This is a genomic window from Bacillus cereus group sp. N21 (assembly GCF_016483395.1).
Classification (GTDB): domain Bacteria; phylum Bacillota; class Bacilli; order Bacillales; family Bacillaceae_G; genus Bacillus_A; species Bacillus_A pseudomycoides.
Map to the genome: position 1 here is coordinate 1 of NZ_JAEHBX010000084.1, position 17,446 is coordinate 17,446.

Here is a 17,446-nt window from a genome sequence, read left to right on the forward strand (position 1 = left end):
CGCCCCCCGCCCCCGCCCCGCCCCGCGCCCCCGGCGCTCATGGCGACCACGGACCTCAAGGCGATCTAGCACCTCAAGGCGAACAAGGACCTCAAGGCGAGCAAGGGCTTCAAGGCGAGCAAGGTATTCAAGGCGAGCAAGGGCCTCAGGGCGAGCAAGGTATTCAAGGCGAGCAAGGGCCTCAGGGCGAGCAAGGGCCTCAGGGCGAGCAAGGTATTCAAGGCGAGCAAGGGCCTCAGGGCGAACAAGGGCTTCAAGGCGAGCAAGGGCCTCAGGGCGAACAAGGTATTCAAGGGGAGCGAGGACCTCAGGGCGAACAAGGTATTCAAGGCGAGCGAGGACCTCAGGGCGAACAAGGTATTCAAGGGGAACGAGGACCTCAAGGGTTTAGTTTTCCAGTAACTACAGCCGTACTTAAAAATACACTTCCACAAACTATAAAACCTAATCAAAACATCCAGTTCAATCTTATCTCAAACATAAATAACATACATTTCGATACAACAGATACAATCACAATCCTTGAAGATGGTGTATATGTCATTGACTTTTCAGCTTCAACAATATTTTCAGGGTCGGCTCCCTTCGGCTTTGGAATTTCCATTAATGGCAACATACCTTCAGATAACTTTTCAGCAAACACAATTGGAAGTTCAATTACATTTTCAACAATTGAAACTTTAAAATCCAGAACTACGATTACTATTCAATCTACCACTAATACAATCACTATTCCCGAGACAGGTGATACCACTGTTAGACTCTCTATTTTCCGCATTCATTAAAGAATCTCTAAAATATATAAATAAAAAAAGAGCGAATCACTCGCTCTTTTTTGCTATGTACAATTCTTTACTACTCTAATTCAATTGAAACGTTTTTTTGTGGAACAAATGTAGAAATAGCATGTTTATAAATAAGCTGTTGCTTACCTTCTGTTTCCAATAAAACTGTAAAGTTATCAAAACCTTTAATTAATCCACGAAGCTGGAAACCATTTAATAAGTAAAGCGTCACAAACGTATTTTCTTTACGGAGTTGATTTAAAAACTGATCTTGAATATTGATTGATTGCTTCATGTCGAATCCTCCTCTTTTTCTCTACTTACTTATTATTCGACTTTAATTGTAGCTTTCCTTCTATGTACCGCAAAATTTCTGCTGTTTTTTCACCATCGGTCACATCAAACCATGTAACATCCATCTTATTACGGAACCATGTTAGTTGACGCTTTGCATAGCGACGCGAATTTGTTTTTAATTGCATTATCGCTTCTTCTAGCGAAACATGCCCTTCAAAATAATTATATAATTCTTTGTAACCAATCGCTTGAATAGATTGACAGTCCCTGACTCCATTTTCGTATAAAGCCTTCACTTCTTGCAGCAATCCTTGTTTGACCATAAGATCAACACGCAAGTTGATGCGATCATATAACATTCCGCGATCCATAGTCAAGCCGATTAGCGAAACATCATATAACAACTCATTTTCTTGCTTTTCAAGTTGATCACTCATCTTCTGCCCCGTTGTATGAAAAATTTCCAAAGCACGAATGACACGCCTTACATTATTCATATGAATGCGACTTGCACTTTCTGGATCTACCTCTCGCAGCTTTTCATGTACATATTCTACACCATGTTCTGTCGCTAGTTTTTCTAGTTCCTCTCGATATACAGGGTCTCCAGCTTCATCTGTAAACTGATAGTCATATAAAACTGATTGTATATAAAGGCCAGTACCACCAACAATAATCGGTAGTTTCCCACGTTCTGTAATTTCTCGAATATAACCTCGAACAAGCTCTTGAAATTCCGCTACAGAAAATGAATCTTCTGGATTTTTAATATCGATCATGTAATGCGGAATTCCTTCCATTTCTTCCATTGTTGCCTTAGCTGTCCCGATATCCATCGTATGATAAATTTGCATTGAGTCCCCGCTAATGATTTCACCATTTAACGCTTTTGCGAGATCAATGCTTAATTTTGTCTTTCCCACCGCAGTCGGTCCGATGATGACAGCAACTTTTTCACGTTGCAGTTCTCCCATATACTTCAACTCTCTTTATGTAATCTTATCCATTTGATCATTATATCCAATCTTACCAATTTTAATAGTCATAATGCAAGTTCTTTCAATACTGTAAATGAAATTCAAAAAATAAGAATGATACAGTGAACCTTTAACCAAGTAAGATCACCTTCTTCCCTCACCGATTATCCCCCTAACCAAACAGGCTTTTATAAAGTTTCTCGCCTCCCTCTAAATCTTGAGATGAGGACCTTACTCCCTAAATGGCGAGATAAATTTGACATAGTTTGTCCAATGGTACATATACATGATAAAAAATAGGATCGGAGAGGATATAATGAAAATCGGACAAGCTACGCTTAATTTTTCAACATTAACGGAAGAACTCATTTTAGAAACATCCTTAAAAGAAAAGAACTGCTCACAAGAAGAATTATATTTCGCTTTAAGCTGCTTACTACGTTCCTTTCATACATTATTGGACAATCAAACTTTAGACGAACCGACTAAACAATATGCACAAACCCAATTTTGCAGTGCATATAAAATCATCACAGGCCGCACTGTATATCCATTTTAAACTCACAAAAAGGGCTGTTAGGAAATTCCCAACAGCCTGAAAGACCAGCACTCGATATTTAAGTGCTGGATTTATTTTTTTAACAACAATAGCATTATTTTAAAATTTTCACTTTAACAGATTTACGTCCCCATTTGTTAGCAGCGCTATCTGAGCCAACTAGAACATCGATACGGTTACCTTTAATTGCACCGCCAGTGTCACCAGCAATTGCTTCTCCGTAACCTTCTACCCATACTTTTGATCCAAGTGGAATCACTTTCGGGTCAACAGCAATCATTTTCATGTTTGGATTCGCTGTTAGGTCATGACCCATTGCAGTTAATACACGACCACCATATGTGCCGCCATTTTCACTCGGATGAGCTGTATATGCTGTAGCTTCAACTGTTAGTTCACGACCACCAGAAGGAGTGTTTGTTTCTGCTGCTTTGACAGCAGGTTTAGCAGCTGGTTTTTCTTGTGCTGCTGGTGCTTTTGCCTCTGCTTTAGCAGGTGCTGCAGCTTTAGCAGGAGCAGGCGTTTCTTGTTTTTCGATAACAGGTGCTGTACCTGTTAAGAAAGGAACATGAACGTAAGCTGTTTTCCCGTTATATTCGAATTGTAACCATCCATTTTGTACTGGGTTCGTTGTTTCGATCATATCGTCTTTCTTAAGCGTACCAAGAATTTCTGAGTTTGTGTTCGCTTCAGCACGTACGTTTAATACGTTTGCTGTTACGTAATAGATGCTTTTTGTAAATTCTGTGCTTACGAATGCGTCTTTACCATTTAATTTGATTTGTGACCATCCGTTTTCTGTATTTGTAACATCTAATTTATGACCATTTAATACTTTACCTACAACTTGTGATTCAGTAGTTGGGTTCTCGCGTACATTTAATACCTCTGTTGTTACAACAGTTTCTGCTTTTGCAGAAGTAGTGAAAATCCCAAGACCAAAAACCGCTGCTGCTGCTATACCAATTAATTTTTTCATGAATAGCCTCCATTCGCTTTGTTTTCGTGTCCTCATTATAGCAACAGTTTTTCAGGAGATTTAGGATATCACACAATTACAAACGATTCGTAATCAACCATTAATGCTTTGTAATATAAAGTAGAATAAAAGAAAATAGTGTTCTATACGTATTTTTAAGAGTTTTAATCATTTTTTTCTTTCAAACTCATATGTTTTTTTTGCAATAAAAGTAATAGTATTACCATCTTGTTACAAAAAAACACCGAAACATTACAATTCTTGGTTGCGCTATGTCTTTTTATGTCATAAATCATATACATTTTGACATTCATATATATAACGTACACTATAATCCGAAAAGGACAGCTACCTGAAAGTTATCAAGACCTAAATTAAAAAAAGATAAATAAATTAAAGGAGATTACATATTTTATATGACTAATATGTAATCTCCTTTCTTATTCCACAATCGCGCCCGACTGTGGTAGATACATTATCCTCAATTACTTCTTTGAATTAAAAACAGTTGATAATTAACCTCCTCGCATTATTTTTCTTTTAACATTGAATACTTTCGATAAACTTTATAGAAACTGCTACCAAAAAAAACAAACAGAAGTGTGGGAGACAACTTCACAAGGACAAATGGAGTTTCAAATAAAAATGCCTTCCAAAATAATGAATCTTTCATACTCCAAAGACCTTCATGATATAATCCCGAATCCTTGTAAAACATATAAGAATAAGCTAAACACAGCGTACCCAACCAAAATGAATAACCCATTAATCTTTTATAATAATTATCCTTTGATTGGCGATCCGAGAAGATTTCATTTTGATCATCATCTTCTTTTTGCCAATACCGTATTCCACTAAGCCAGGCCCCTTTTATATAGTTCCAACCGAAATCCTTATATATCCCTTTGTATTCAACCAACTTTTTCTTAGGTAAATAATCTTGATAATCAAGTCGCATAACATATCTCTTGTCAGTTTTTTCGAAAGTGTATATTCCTAATCCACTAATATTTGTACAACGATAGCCTTTTTGTAATTGCTCGTTCAGCCATTGCTCCTCTTTTTCAATATCAAAAAACATCTTAAATTTCTTCATTCGATTCACTTCCTTCGTACAGGGATAAAATATGCAATAGCCTGTTTTGTTCCATTTTCAAAATGGCACTTCCTTCCGCAGTTATCATATAAACTTTTCTCCGACCTGACTCTCCAACAGGTTCAATCCAACCATGCTTATTCAAGTTTTCAATCGCACCATATAATGTACCAGCTGCTAAAATAACAGTACCGTTACTTATCTTTTCTATCTTCTGCATTACGGCATAGCCATGGAGTGGCTCACGCATAGCTAATAAAATATAATGCATGGTTTCAGACAACGGTAATAATTTATGTTTCATATCCTCATCCTCTATTCAGTTTGACTATATAGTTTAACTTAATAATAACATAATACAGTTCAACTGAATAGTCAACGATATTTTCAAAATTAGTCAAAGGAACTTAAAGTAAAAAGCTTGATAACAAAGGGAAAATCAATCTGAAAAGTCGCTTTCCTTACGCAAAGGAAAGCGACTTTTTGTGTAGTCTTATTCAATTAAATGGCCCGATTGTTGGAGAAGGAGAACGACGTTCTCCTATTGACTATAACTTCTTATATACATCTGCGTAAGCTACTTTCATTTGCTCTCTTAATTGCTTGTTTTCATCTTCCAATTTCTTATTTTTCCTTTTTAGGGAAGCGATCAGGGCATCCTTGTTACTTTCATTCATTTCGCGCTTTACTTGTTTCGGTGTAGGCACTTGTGACTGTTGATTTCGTAATGTTTCAATTCTCGAACGAAAGCTCTTGTCGTTATAGAGTGTCGCTTTTGATACATCAGCTTCGCTAGATACACTGTTAAAGTTTATTTTTTCATTTGCCTCTATAAGCCTTTTAATGGCTTCATCTACTTTTTTATGGGTATTTGCTTTACGTTTGGCATGAATTACTTTCAAATGTGCAGAACGGTCATATTCAGCCATGTTTAACACCTAACTTTCGTTTCATGCGGTCTTGTCTACCAAAGATAATATTTCCTTCTTGGAGGGTATTTAAAATGTTTTGATAACGTAGTAAATTCTTTTCGTTCTTCTCCGCAATATCTTCTCGACCTCGTTGTTTTGCTATTTCAATTGCCTTCCTAGTTGTTTTAATGTGAAGTTCATACTTTTGTTTATCTAATTCTGAAAAGCCAACAGCTAAATCCTTACATGGTGTTTGGTTAACACCACAAGTAAGACAAGGTGGTGCTTCCATATGAGGGCAACTTCCATTTAATCGAGCGTGACACGTTCCATAAGGGTTGTCCATCGCATTTAACTTATGATCCTGCCATAAGGCATCCAATATATCTGTTGGAATATCTTCTCCTGCTTTAATTTCTTGTACTTCACCATTTAAGTCAAAACTAAAAACACCTTGCTTTATGACTGACTCAAATGCTTTTCTTTTTGTATCATCTAATAACTTTGCATACCGTAGGGTCATTTCAGGTGATGAGTGAGCCAATAACTCTTGTACTGTTAGAATATCCGCACCACCATTCAACATTTTTACTCCATAAGTATGTCGGAACTGGTGAGTTTTGAAGTGAAATATGTCGCCATTTTCATCCTTAATGTTTTTTTGATGTGCTAATTGATTTAAATAATCTCTAATAAAACCTTGGGTAAATGGTTTACCTTTTCGTGTACCACGATAACGAACAAAAACATACCCTTCGGGATTGTTGTCTTGATTGCTAAGTTTTTTGGATTTCTCGATAAGGACCGCTAGAATATTTGCTAATTCATCATCAATTGGAATTCTATGCCCTTTTACATATGTTTTTTCAATATCCGTTTCAATAGAATATTTTCCATTGAGTTTTACTAAGCAATCAGAAGTTAAACCTAATACATCAGAAATTCTAAGTCCTGTTTTAAAAGCAATCCATATCACCGGTATAACATCACTATGTAGATCATTGAGTTGAGTAAAGAGTTGCTCTAATACATAGTCAGGTATATAGTCAATTTGATCAATTGATTTTTTTCTTAACTTCGGTTTATCTTCTGGAAAAATCAATAATCGTACAGGCGTTTCAGGCGCAATGTCGTATTCATATCGCTGAATATCTTCAAGAAATTTTTGTAAGATTGACAATGCTGTATTTATATATAGCTCAGGATGCGAGTTCCGTTGTTTTAAATTATTTTTAGCGTATTCATGTAAGTGTTTAATATACTTTTCAATATGTGTTCTTTTTAAAGGCTTTAAATTCTTCCATGCTGGTTCTAATGAAAATATAAAAGTAAAAAACTTTGGTAAGTAATTCTGATAAATCGTTGCTCTACCGAATGAAAAATTATTTTTGCTAAGCAATCGCTGTTTAACATACTTTTTTACTTGTTCTTGAACCTTTCTGTCAATCTTTGAGAAATCGAGGTAATAGTTGGGCCTGCTTTTGTTATAATTAATATCGTATTTCTCATGTAAAATACGAACATCCCATCTATCTTTTTCCCATTCATCTTGTTTATCAGTGTATTGGGAGAGTGTAGTATAAATAGTTCTTAGAAAACCGGCTACTGGGGTTTTAATATAACTATCATAATTGAATTTTTTTCGATTATAATGAGTTTTAATTCCTTTATTATGCAACCAAAACAAATACTCTTTTTCAGTTTTATCGATATCCAACTCCAATAGGGATGATTGTTTGGCATATTTCTCGTTTAAGAACTCCGACATTCGTTTTAACGGTGCATTATTACCATTAAATATAGTCTTAATTGTCCATAAATCGTTAAACAATTGCTGATAATAGACATATTTCACTTCTAAATTGATTGAAGGATTGCAAAATCGAAAACGAACATTTTTGGCTGGAAAGTTATGGTTTGCTATCAATTCTTCGAATTGTTTGATTCCACCGATAAAGTTACTATTCCATTCGTCATTAACTAAGAAGTAAGGATTATTTACTTGTTCAATGGAAATAGAACCATCTACATGTATTATTTTTTCGTTATAAGCTGAAAGTTCTCGTTGTAAACCTTCGTGAAAGTCTATGTTTTCTACCTGAACATTTTTGATTTGTTTCATGCAATAATTCCTCTCAATTATTTTTATTTATGTTAAATTCGGACTGTGCTTTATTCCAATCTTCTCTAATATCTTCATCCGAAGGATGTAGGTATAGGTTCATTGTTGTTTGAATTTGAGAATGTCCTAATCGTTCTTGTACTTGCTTAATATCCTTTGTTTTCTGGTAGAAAATTGTAGCGTGTGTATGACGAAATAGGTGAGGATGTAGGCTTATCTCTGTTTTCTTTTTTAAACGCTTAAATAGAGACTCAACGTTCCAATATTCCATTGGTTTTCCCACATCTTTTCCTCTCAGTTTTACAAAAACAAAGTTTGAATCCAATTCTAATTCATCAAGCACTTCATACAAGTAATCATCATATAAATCCATTAAGGATGGTGATACATAAATTTCACGTTCTCCTGTTTTTAACATCGCACCGTTTTCTAATTCCCCTCGTTCCACCAAACGAATCCGATGCCCTTTTTTATGGTCATAAACAAAATCCTCCATGAAAAGAGAGAGAGCTTCTCCAATACGCAATCCCGTTTCAAATAACAGCTGAATTAAGAATTTATCTCGTATATTAGTAGTTGCTTGTAATACTTGTTGTACTTGTTCTTTTGTGAGGATTTCTACTCTTTTGCGTGGTTCTTTTAACTTCAATATGTTTCTGTTTGATGGCTTGTCTCTATTAACATGGTGTAAAAAACTTTTGTAACGTGAGTATCCTCCTGTAAATACTTGCTTCATTAACTTTTCCATCATGTCATTTTGTACTTCTTCATTTCGATAGAGGTATTCATAGAAGTTTGCTATAACGGTAATTGTATGGTTAATTGTTTTTTCCGTTCGCTTTGCTTTCTTTTGTTGGAGAGGAGTGACATTTGAACTCTGATAGGGGCTTCTTAACCACCCTACAAAATCAACTAAATCTTCTAATCTAATAAACTTGTAATCTTTGTTTGTTTCTTCTAAGTAGGTATAAAAATGTTTTAAGGAGTAACAATATGCTTTTTGAGTATTAGGTCTTTTCCCTGTCTTATCTAAATACTTTATATATTTCATAACTGGCATTACAGGGAATCCTTCTTGATCCAGTAATATGTATCTTTTGCTGTTATTCTCTAAGACAACCTCTTGCACCCTCATAGTACTTCACCCCTAAAAGATATTAACGCTCGGTCTAAAGACCTCACGACGTATCCCACTATGGGATACGTCCTCTACCTTAAGTGTACATAATTTTCTAAATATTATATACATATTAAACTGTATTTTTAATATCTGTATAACTTATCTAATATGTATAAGAAAAGAGGATATATGCTCATATATTGAACATAATATCCTCTTCCTAGTTTAGTCTATTTAATAATATGGCTGCTGTCCTTTTGAACTTTTTATGAAATTTTCTTTTTCCATATCCCTAACATAAGGGCAGATACAATAGAACCTATTAATATAGAAAGAATATATAGAACTGGTTTATTCACTAATAATATAACAAATATTCCACCGTGTGGCGCTGGCAATGTAATTCCAAATAACATCGATAATGCACCAGCAAGACTTGAGCCCACAACACAACTGACAATTACACGGATTGGATCAGCAGCCGCAAATGGTATTGCCCCTTCTGTAATAAATGATGCCCCCATAATATAGTTTGTAAAACCCGATTTACGTTCTGCTTCTGTAAATTTCGCTTTAAAAAGTGTAGTTGCAAGTGCAACCGCAAGCGGAGGTACCATTCCACCAGCCATAACAGCTGAATGCACACCAAAGTTTCCAGCCTCAATTGCAGCAATCCCAAATGTAAATGCTGCTTTATTAATAGGACCACCCATATCAATAGCCATCATTCCACCTAAAATAAGCCCTAATAGTATACACCTAAACCATTTAACCAACTCGTTAATGCCTCATTTAGAGCAACAACAGGAGGATTTACAACTTTCAACATTAATACCCCTGTAAGTAACAAACCAAGTACCGGATATAATAAAACAGGTTTAATTCCTTCTAATTGTGCTGGTAAACCTGCTAATACTTTCTTTAAACCAAGTACAATATATCCAGCTAAGAAACCAGCAATTAATCCACCTAAAAATCCTGCATTTGCTTGCGCTGCTAAAAATCCACCGACAATACCAGGCATAAACCCTGGGCGATCCGCAATAGAACTCGCAATAAATCCAGCTAATATCGGAACAAGGAATTGGAATGCCCCTTTACCACCAATTGACATTAATGTTTCTGCAATCGGCCCTTTCGTATCGATACCACCAAAGAAAAAGGCTAGTGCAATTAAAATACCGCCACCAACAACGAAAGGTAACATATTACTAACACCATTCATTAAATGCTTATATATACCAAATCCTTTTTCCTTCTCTGGCTCCTCTACTTTTCTATTTTCTTTTATTCCTTTAAAAATCGGGGCTTCTTGATTCACAGCCCGATTAATTAGCTGGTCTGATTTCCGAATACCATCTGCAACTGGTACTTGAATAACATGCTTTCCAGCGAAGCGATTCATTTCTACTTGTTTATCCGCCGCAACGATAATAGCTGTTGCACACTCAATATCCTCTTTCGTTAATCCATTTTTCACACCAGTAGAACCATTTGTTTCGACCTTAATCGCAATTCCTAATTCTGCTGCCTTTGCCTTTAGACTGTCCGCAGCCATATATGTGTGAGCGATACCAGTCGGACAAGCTGTTACCGCTAACACATATGGTTCATTTCCTTCCGGTTTTGTTACTTCACTTTGCTCATCTTCTTGTTCATTTTCTTTTTCATCGAACAAATGAAGAAGCTCCTCTTCACTTTTTGCTTCTAACAGTTGTTTGCGAAACCCTTCATCCATTAATAACGTAGATAGACGAGATAGTGTTTCTAAATGTGTATTGTTTGCTCCTTCACTAGCCGCAATCATAAAGAATAAATGAGCTGGTTGTCCATCAAGCGACTCATAATTGACACCGCTTACACTTCGTCCAAAGCAAATAGCTGGTTGTTTGACTGCTTTTGTTTTGGCATGTGGAATAGCAATCCCTTCACCAATTCCAGTTGTACTCTGCATTTCACGCTGTAAAATAGCCTCTTTAAATTCCTCCTGGCTATTCAATCTTCCTGCCTTTTCTAGTTTCTCTACTAATTCATCGATGACAGCTTCTTTTGCTGAAGCTGTCAAATCCATGATAACGGTATCCCTTTTTAAAAGTTCTGTAATTTTCATATTCTGTTCCCCCTACCGCTTTGTAATCATTACTTGCGATAATAATTCCTCTACTTTATCTTTCGTACATAAATCAGCTGAAAAAGCTGTTGCACTTCCTGTTGCTACACCATAACGAATTGCTTCTTCAACATCTTTCGTTTTTTCATATATCCCCACAAAACCTGCAACAAGAGAGTCTCCCGCTCCGACAGAATTGATAACTGTTCCTTTTGGTACGGTTGCCTCATATATTCCTTCACTTGTAAATAATAAAGCTCCATCTCCTGCCATAGAAACAATTACATTCTGTACACCTTGTTCAATTAACTTTTTTCCATATGGAATAATTTCTTCTACTGTTGAAAGCTTTTCTCCAAATAATTCTCCAAGCTCATAATGATTCGGCTTGATTAAAAATGGCTTATTTTGAGTCACATACTGAAGCGCACTTCCGCTCGCATCAACAATGACGTTAATGTGACGTTCTGCTCCAAAAGCAGCAATCGTTTCATAAAATGTTTTTGGAATCGATGCTGGAATACTACCAGCTAATACAAGATAATCACCAGCCTGCATATTTTCAATTTTGTTCATCAACTGCCCGAGCTGCTCATCCGTAATAACAGGCCCTTGCCCGTTCAGTTCTGTTTCTTCCTGTCCCTTTATTTTCACATTAATACGCGAATCTCCATCTACATGAACAAAATTCGTCCTAACACCTTCACTTTTCAAAACATCTTCAATAAATTGACCTGTGAATCCACCTATAAAACCGAGCGCTGTATTATCTATTCCCATCCGATGAAGCACACGGGATACATTAATCCCTTTCCCACCAGGAAATTTCATATCTTTTTCCGCTCGATTGACAGTTCCCAGTGTGAAATACTCTGCTTGAACAACATAATCAATCGATGGATTTAAAGTAACTGTATAAATCATCGTTTATCAACCTCAATTACATTTGTTTTTCGTTTATATTCTTCTTGCTCTCCTTCTAATGCATTTGTAATAATTGTCGCTTCTTCAATACTTGCAATTTTCGCAAATGCAACTTCGGCAAATTTACTTTCATCTATTAAAAAATAGCCTTCATTCGCTAATGTTAACGCCCTTTTTTTCAGCAATGCTTCTTCAGGATCAGGTGTTGTATATCCAAGCTGTTCATGTACACCATTCGCCCCTAAGAAACACTTATCAAATCGATACTGCTGCATACTTTCCTGTGCCACCGCACCAATTAAAGCCTTTGTTCGACTCTTCATCATCCCACCAAGCAAGTAAGCACGAATATTATTTTCAACTAGCGCTTCAATATGCATAAGTCCATTTGTTACAACTGTAACTTCTTTCTCTATTAAATACGGAATCATTTCAAACGTTGTACTTCCCGCATCTAAATAAATACAATCACCTTTTGCTACAAAAGACGCAGCATGCTTAGCGATTTGTTTTTTCACTTGAATGTTTTTGGCTGATTTTTCAACCATCGTAGGCTCTTCACCTTTTCCAGTTAATACAGCAGCCCCGCCATGGACTCTTTTTAATAAACGCCCTTTCTCTAATTGCGCTAAATCACGACGGATTGTTGATTCTGAACTTTTTGTTTCTTCCACCAACTGTTGTAATTTCACTACTTTTTTCTCTTTCACAAGCTGTAAAATTAGCTGATGACGTTCAGGAGTTAACATATCACTCACCTCTTCTTTGATTACAGTATAATGAAATCGGATTCAAAAATCAATCAAAAACATTCAAATTCATTCAAATAAAACCACTAAACCGTTCAATAACATTCAAAGAACCTTCTTGATACGTATCAAGAAGGTTCTTTGAATTATCTTTATCCTTTATAATGAAGCTCTATAAATCTCTACTACATCTTTTTTATTTAATTTTTTAAAATGACCAAATTCACCATAAACCATCGCTTTTTCAGCCATTACATCAATTTTCTCTTCTCCAATTTCATAGTCAGCTAAACGAGACGGTGCTTCAATAGATGTCCAGAAGCTTCGCAACGCTTCGATACCTTCCACCGCAATTTCCTTATCCGTTTTCCCTTCCGTCTCTATATGAAACACACGCACCGCAAATTGTTTAAACCGATCTACATTTTCATCTAAAACATGCTTCATCCAATTTGGGAATAAAATCGCTAAACCACCGCCATGTGGAATATCATACACAGCTGAAACGGCATGCTCAATATTATGCGTTGCCCAATCACCACGGACACCCATTGCTAAAATGCCATTTAGCGCCATCGTTCCACAATATAAAATTGTTTCTCGATGCTCATAGTTCTCTAAACCATTTAAAAGTTTCGGGGCTGTTTCAATGACTGTTTTTAAAATAGATTCACAATAGCGGTCTTGTAATTCTGTATTTGAACCTTGATGAAAGTATTGTTCTAATACATGGGACATAATATCAACCATACCATAAATAGTTTGATTTCTTGGTACAGAAGCTGTATGCGCTGGATCTAAAATAGAAAACTGTGGGAACGTAACAGGACTACCCCACCCATACTTTTCATTCGTTTCCCAATTTGTAATAACAGACCCTGCGTTCATCTCAGAACCTGTCGCCGCAAGAGTTAGTACTGTACCAAATGGTAAAGCTTCATTTGCAAATGCTTTCTTTGTCACAATGTCCCATACATCACCATCATATTTACTACCTGCAGCAATTGCTTTCGTACAATCGATGACACTTCCACCACCGACAGCTAAAATAAATTCAATATCATTTTCTTTACAGATTTGAATTCCTTTATTTACAGTAGATAAACGTGGGTTCGGTTCAACGCCTGTTAATTCAAAAATTTCTGCATCAATTTCGTTTAATATAGAGATTACATTATCATATACGCCATTTCGTTTAATACTCCCCCCGCCATATACGAGAAGAACCTTTTTACCATACTGAGGAATCTCTGTTTTTAATTGTTCTAATTGCCCTTGCCCAAAAATAAGCTTTGTCGGATTACGAAATATAAAATTTTGCATAATTCCCTACCCATCCTTCCAATATAAAAGTTACTATACTTTTGTATAACATATTTTGTTCATTTCACAAAAATATTTGCTTCATAAAGTGAATCTTCCATCAGTGAAAGTTAGCTCTCACCAATCAGATTTTCCCTCCCCCTACCTTCTTCACCTCTCTTTAAATCTTGAGTTGTGGGATATTACTACCTATGAATAGCGGAATAAAAAAATCCCAGCCCAAAGGCTGAGATTTTTTATTGATAATACGGTGAAATCATTAAGTAAACAATAACACCAGAAAGACTTACGTATAACCAAATTGGCATCGTCCAACGTACAATCTTACGATGACGAGTCAATTGGTTTGTAAAACCATATACAAGCGAGAATAATGCAAGCGGTACAATAATTGCCGCAAGGAAAATATGCGTAATTAAAATAAAGAAGTACACATATTTAATGATACCTTGCCCACCAAAATGCGTTGCTGGTGCTAAATAATGATACGATAAATATGAAACACAAAATAGCAATGTTGTTGTAAATGCCGCAAGAATAAAACCTCGGTGCATCTTTACATTCTTTTTAATAATAGAAAACAATGCTGCCAATAAAAATACAAATGTAAAGCTATTAAAAATTGCATTTAACATCGGCAAGATTGTTACATCAAAATGTACCTCTCCTTTGTAGCCAACAGGTCCAAAAAACAAAAATAAAATAATCGCATTGACAACTACAGAAAGCGTTATCACAATAGGAGCATAGCTTTTCTGATTTTTTGATTGATCTATCAAATTGTTCACTCCCTCTTCCTCTTTTACATATGTATAGTTAACCACACTATTTTAACATATTATTCATAGTGCAAATGTGACAATACTTTGACACACTGAAATCAAACAAAGAAAAAATCCTTCTTAATCATCCTTCTTAAGAAGGATCTTATCGCTTTATTATTGAAATAGCAATTCGTTTAGTTTTTATTAAAAAACATGTCACTATATGCTTGAAAAATCTCTGATACTTGATATCCCATTAAAGAAATTGCTGTTAATGAAAAGAAACCAATCATAAGAAATCGAAACCACATATTATTCTCCTCCTTGTATTTAGCTTATAAACAATACGCTGTATTACAAGTCGGATAGCAATCTCCTTCTTCGGCTTCTTTTTTCTTCACAATGGCTGTTATAAACCGAATCATAAAGAATGTGATAAAAGGAAGTTCCGTCTGTTTTATATTGGCATAGTTGAGCAACGGTTCCCGCTCTAAATCGGACGGAGATGAGAAGGAATAGAACATACCTTGCTCTTCCATGTACACAATAACAATTTTTAAACAAAATAAAATTCCAAGAAATGAAACAATATCTTGCCAATCTGTTGTATACAATACACTATAAAGATCCAATACGTACTCTTCCATTATCACCCCTCCTTCCTTTTTTACCATTTTCCTCGTCCGCATATAAAAAGTCAAGAAAAATGTTTTATATACACTGTGGCAATAGTGATTACATAATTTCCACTTGCACTTCTTGCTCTTGTAATATTTGAACGATTAACTCAAGCACTATTTTTTGCAGTAACTGATACCTAACTAATCCATCACTTTGCTCATTAGAACACCCCATTGTATATTCAATTCGCTGTACAACATAGCCTTCTACCAACAACTTTCCTTTTTCAATTGTTACTGAATTCTCTTTTGATTTTAGAACTTTTTGAGAAAAAAATTTACTATCTGTCAAAACAATTTCTTGTAAAACTTCTTTAATTTCTACTTCTTCTTGAAACATCACTCTTTCTTCTAAACTAATTTCCGTTTTATACTTCCCTATTTCAACTGGCAGTTTCGTCGTTACATAGTTACTCCTTTTTTTTTCGTTTCTCTGTTTTAAATTCAAATTGTGTATAGGAACCCATAAAGATTGCTCTAACTGATTTTCCCCACTATGTTTTATATAATTCTCACTCGAAAATTCTAGAAAAATCCTCTTTTCAAAAAGCTTTGAAGAAATTAAACGACAATATGGCTGTTCGTTATAATGATGTACCGTAGCTAACAACTTTGTATCTAACTCACGTAATATTTCGTTCTCTTCGTTTTGAAATGCAAATACTTCTTCATTCGTACTACTCACAATAGGCGAGATTAAAAAATCAGCCACTTCGGATATGGTATGAAATGGTATTTTAATTGTCATGAGACCTGCTAATCTTCCTTCTTTTAATTCAGGAGGTGAACTTTCTTCCACTTCACTCTCTGTAAATAGATTTTCTTCCATCCCGATCTCTGAAGGTGAACTTTCTTCCACTTCACTCTCTGTAAATAGATTTTCTTCTATCCCGATCTCTGAAGGTGAACTTTCTTCCACTTCCAGCTCCGAGATTATTTTATGCTCAGAAAAAATTTTATCTATCATTTTATTACTAATCCATGGCTTATTCATCGTCAATCACTTCCTAACTGATGAATTGAAAGACTTATTTATTTTTTAAACACATAATCGTTTCAACATTATATATGTTTTATAATAAAAAAAAAGACATCAACTTTTATTATAAAAAAAGACGATGTCTGTCTATTTTTTAAACTTGTACTTGCTGTACTTGTAAGATGTTCAAAGTAAGATCTAGTACGATTGTTTTACGAAGTTCGCTACATGACTTGTTCAAGTTTGTTAAACATGGTGAAAAATCAAACTCATAAAAATTAGCTCTGACTAATTCACAATACGGTTGTTTATTGTAAAAAACTAAATTTCCAAAAGAATTTGTATCTAACCGGGGTAAATAGACACCCTTAGGATTAATCAAGTGGGATGTAGTATCTAAAAAAGCTACCAATAAAGGCTGTGTTATAAAATCACCTGCTGTCAAATCTAGGAATCTAGAAAACGAGATATTAACAATCCGACTATACAATAATCCATTATACTGATCGGCAACATATTCAATGTTATTTCGAATATAGCCCTCTACAAATAATTTTGCTCTTGTGACTCGGCGATAATTGGTACCTGGTACCGACGTAAACGCTACAGGAACTAACTTACAGTGTGTTAAAAATACATTTTTCAACACACGTTTAATTTCGATTGCCAAAGGATCCAATGAAATATTTGCTTCTACAACAACTTGAATTGTTCTCTCTGCTAATACAACCGGGATTTTTACAATTGATGTTGTCGGTGAACTTTTTTCCACTCCACTCTCTGAAAATGAATTTTCTTCTATTCCAATCCATTGGGAGGCATTTTTTTCCACTCCACTCTCTGAAAATGGATCTTCTTCTATTCCAATCCATGAGGAGGCATTTTTTTCTACTCCACTCTCTGAAAATGAATTTTCTTCTATTCCAATCCATGAGGAGGCATTTTTTTCCACTCCACTCTCTGAAAATGAATTTTCTTCTATTCCAATCCACGAGGAGGCAGTTTTTTCCACGCCACTCTCTGATAATGATTTTTCTTCTATAAAAATCAAAGGGGAGGCAGGTGTTGCCC

The 17,446-nt window shown here is 35.4% G+C and carries 17 protein-coding genes and 1 pseudogene; 2 read left to right on the forward strand and 16 right to left on the reverse strand.

Annotated elements, in window-relative coordinates; all coding sequences use genetic code 11:
* Positions 1–785 (forward strand): Gly-Xaa-Xaa repeat protein (locus JDS96_RS26660; protein WP_199668579.1); only part of this gene is annotated, 785 nt, incomplete at its 5' end.
* 70 nt (positions 786–855) lie between these two features.
* Here the strand turns inward: JDS96_RS26660 and hfq are convergent.
* Both hfq and miaA read right to left on the reverse strand, forming a co-directional pair.
* The gene (gene hfq, locus JDS96_RS26665; protein WP_000813896.1) at positions 856–1,080 is read right to left on the reverse strand and encodes an RNA chaperone Hfq; all 225 of its coding nucleotides are present in this window, start codon (positions 1,078–1,080) and stop codon (positions 856–858) included.
* Positions 1,081–1,105: 25 nt separating this feature from the next.
* A complete protein-coding gene (miaA, locus tag JDS96_RS26670; RefSeq protein WP_199668580.1) occupies positions 1,106–2,056 on the reverse strand; it encodes a tRNA (adenosine(37)-N6)-dimethylallyltransferase MiaA in 951 nt (316 codons plus the stop codon).
* A 325-nt stretch (positions 2,057–2,381) separates the two neighbouring features.
* Between miaA and JDS96_RS26675 the strand changes: the two genes are divergently transcribed.
* Positions 2,382–2,618, forward strand: coding sequence for a hypothetical protein (locus JDS96_RS26675; RefSeq protein WP_026008523.1), 237 nt, complete (start codon positions 2,382–2,384; stop codon positions 2,616–2,618).
* A gap of 94 nt (positions 2,619–2,712) precedes the next feature.
* On the opposite strand, the gene JDS96_RS26680 is transcribed toward JDS96_RS26675, so the two are convergent.
* From JDS96_RS26680 to JDS96_RS26745, 14 genes and pseudogenes are all read right to left on the reverse strand, one after another.
* Positions 2,713–3,597, reverse strand: a complete 885-nt coding sequence (locus JDS96_RS26680) for a cell wall-binding protein EntA (protein WP_199668581.1) — start codon at positions 3,595–3,597, stop codon at positions 2,713–2,715.
* Between the two features lie 529 nt (positions 3,598–4,126).
* Positions 4,127–4,693 carry a DUF2812 domain-containing protein gene (locus JDS96_RS26685; RefSeq protein WP_199668582.1) on the reverse strand — a complete coding sequence of 189 codons (567 nt, stop codon included), beginning with the start codon at positions 4,691–4,693 and terminating at the stop codon, positions 4,127–4,129.
* Positions 4,680–4,997, reverse strand: coding sequence for a PadR family transcriptional regulator (locus JDS96_RS26690; protein ID WP_017151361.1), 318 nt, complete (start codon positions 4,995–4,997; stop codon positions 4,680–4,682). Before JDS96_RS26690 ends, JDS96_RS26685 begins: the two co-directional genes overlap by 14 nt.
* A gap of 244 nt (positions 4,998–5,241) precedes the next feature.
* Positions 5,242–5,622: a DUF6262 family protein gene (locus JDS96_RS26695; protein ID WP_199668583.1), complete on the reverse strand. Its 381-nt coding sequence runs from the start codon at positions 5,620–5,622 to the stop codon at positions 5,242–5,244.
* Positions 5,615–7,726 carry a tyrosine-type recombinase/integrase gene (locus JDS96_RS26700; RefSeq protein WP_199668584.1) on the reverse strand — a complete coding sequence of 704 codons (2,112 nt, stop codon included), beginning with the start codon at positions 7,724–7,726 and terminating at the stop codon, positions 5,615–5,617. Before JDS96_RS26700 ends, JDS96_RS26695 begins: the two co-directional genes overlap by 8 nt.
* A gap of 13 nt (positions 7,727–7,739) precedes the next feature.
* Positions 7,740–8,861 (reverse strand): tyrosine-type recombinase/integrase, encoded by a 1,122-nt coding sequence (locus JDS96_RS26705; protein ID WP_199668585.1) that lies wholly within the window; start codon positions 8,859–8,861, stop codon positions 7,740–7,742.
* A 251-nt stretch (positions 8,862–9,112) separates the two neighbouring features.
* Positions 9,113–10,956: pseudogene (locus JDS96_RS26710) on the reverse strand (PTS fructose transporter subunit IIABC).
* 12 nt (positions 10,957–10,968) lie between these two features.
* Complete coding sequence (pfkB, locus tag JDS96_RS26715) at positions 10,969–11,880, reverse strand: 1-phosphofructokinase (RefSeq protein WP_003199302.1); 912 nt, start codon at positions 11,878–11,880, stop codon at positions 10,969–10,971.
* Positions 11,877–12,629 (reverse strand): DeoR/GlpR family DNA-binding transcription regulator, encoded by a 753-nt coding sequence (locus tag JDS96_RS26720; RefSeq protein WP_199668586.1) that lies wholly within the window; start codon positions 12,627–12,629, stop codon positions 11,877–11,879. Before JDS96_RS26720 ends, pfkB begins: the two co-directional genes overlap by 4 nt.
* A gap of 159 nt (positions 12,630–12,788) precedes the next feature.
* Entirely contained in the window at positions 12,789–13,952 is a 1,164-nt protein-coding gene (locus JDS96_RS26725; protein ID WP_003199298.1) for an iron-containing alcohol dehydrogenase, read from the reverse strand.
* Between the two features lie 236 nt (positions 13,953–14,188).
* Positions 14,189–14,731, reverse strand: a complete 543-nt coding sequence (locus tag JDS96_RS26730) for a DUF420 domain-containing protein (protein WP_199668589.1) — start codon at positions 14,729–14,731, stop codon at positions 14,189–14,191.
* A 320-nt stretch (positions 14,732–15,051) separates the two neighbouring features.
* Positions 15,052–15,363, reverse strand: a complete 312-nt coding sequence (locus JDS96_RS26735) for a hypothetical protein (protein WP_199668587.1) — start codon at positions 15,361–15,363, stop codon at positions 15,052–15,054.
* Positions 15,364–15,451: 88 nt separating this feature from the next.
* Positions 15,452–16,390 carry a BC_2427 family protein gene (locus tag JDS96_RS26740; RefSeq protein WP_199668588.1) on the reverse strand — a complete coding sequence of 313 codons (939 nt, stop codon included), beginning with the start codon at positions 16,388–16,390 and terminating at the stop codon, positions 15,452–15,454.
* Positions 16,391–16,529: 139 nt separating this feature from the next.
* Positions 16,530–17,183 (reverse strand): CsxC family protein, encoded by a 654-nt coding sequence (locus tag JDS96_RS26745; protein WP_374221015.1) that lies wholly within the window; start codon positions 17,181–17,183, stop codon positions 16,530–16,532.
* Positions 17,184–17,446 lie beyond the last annotated feature (263 nt).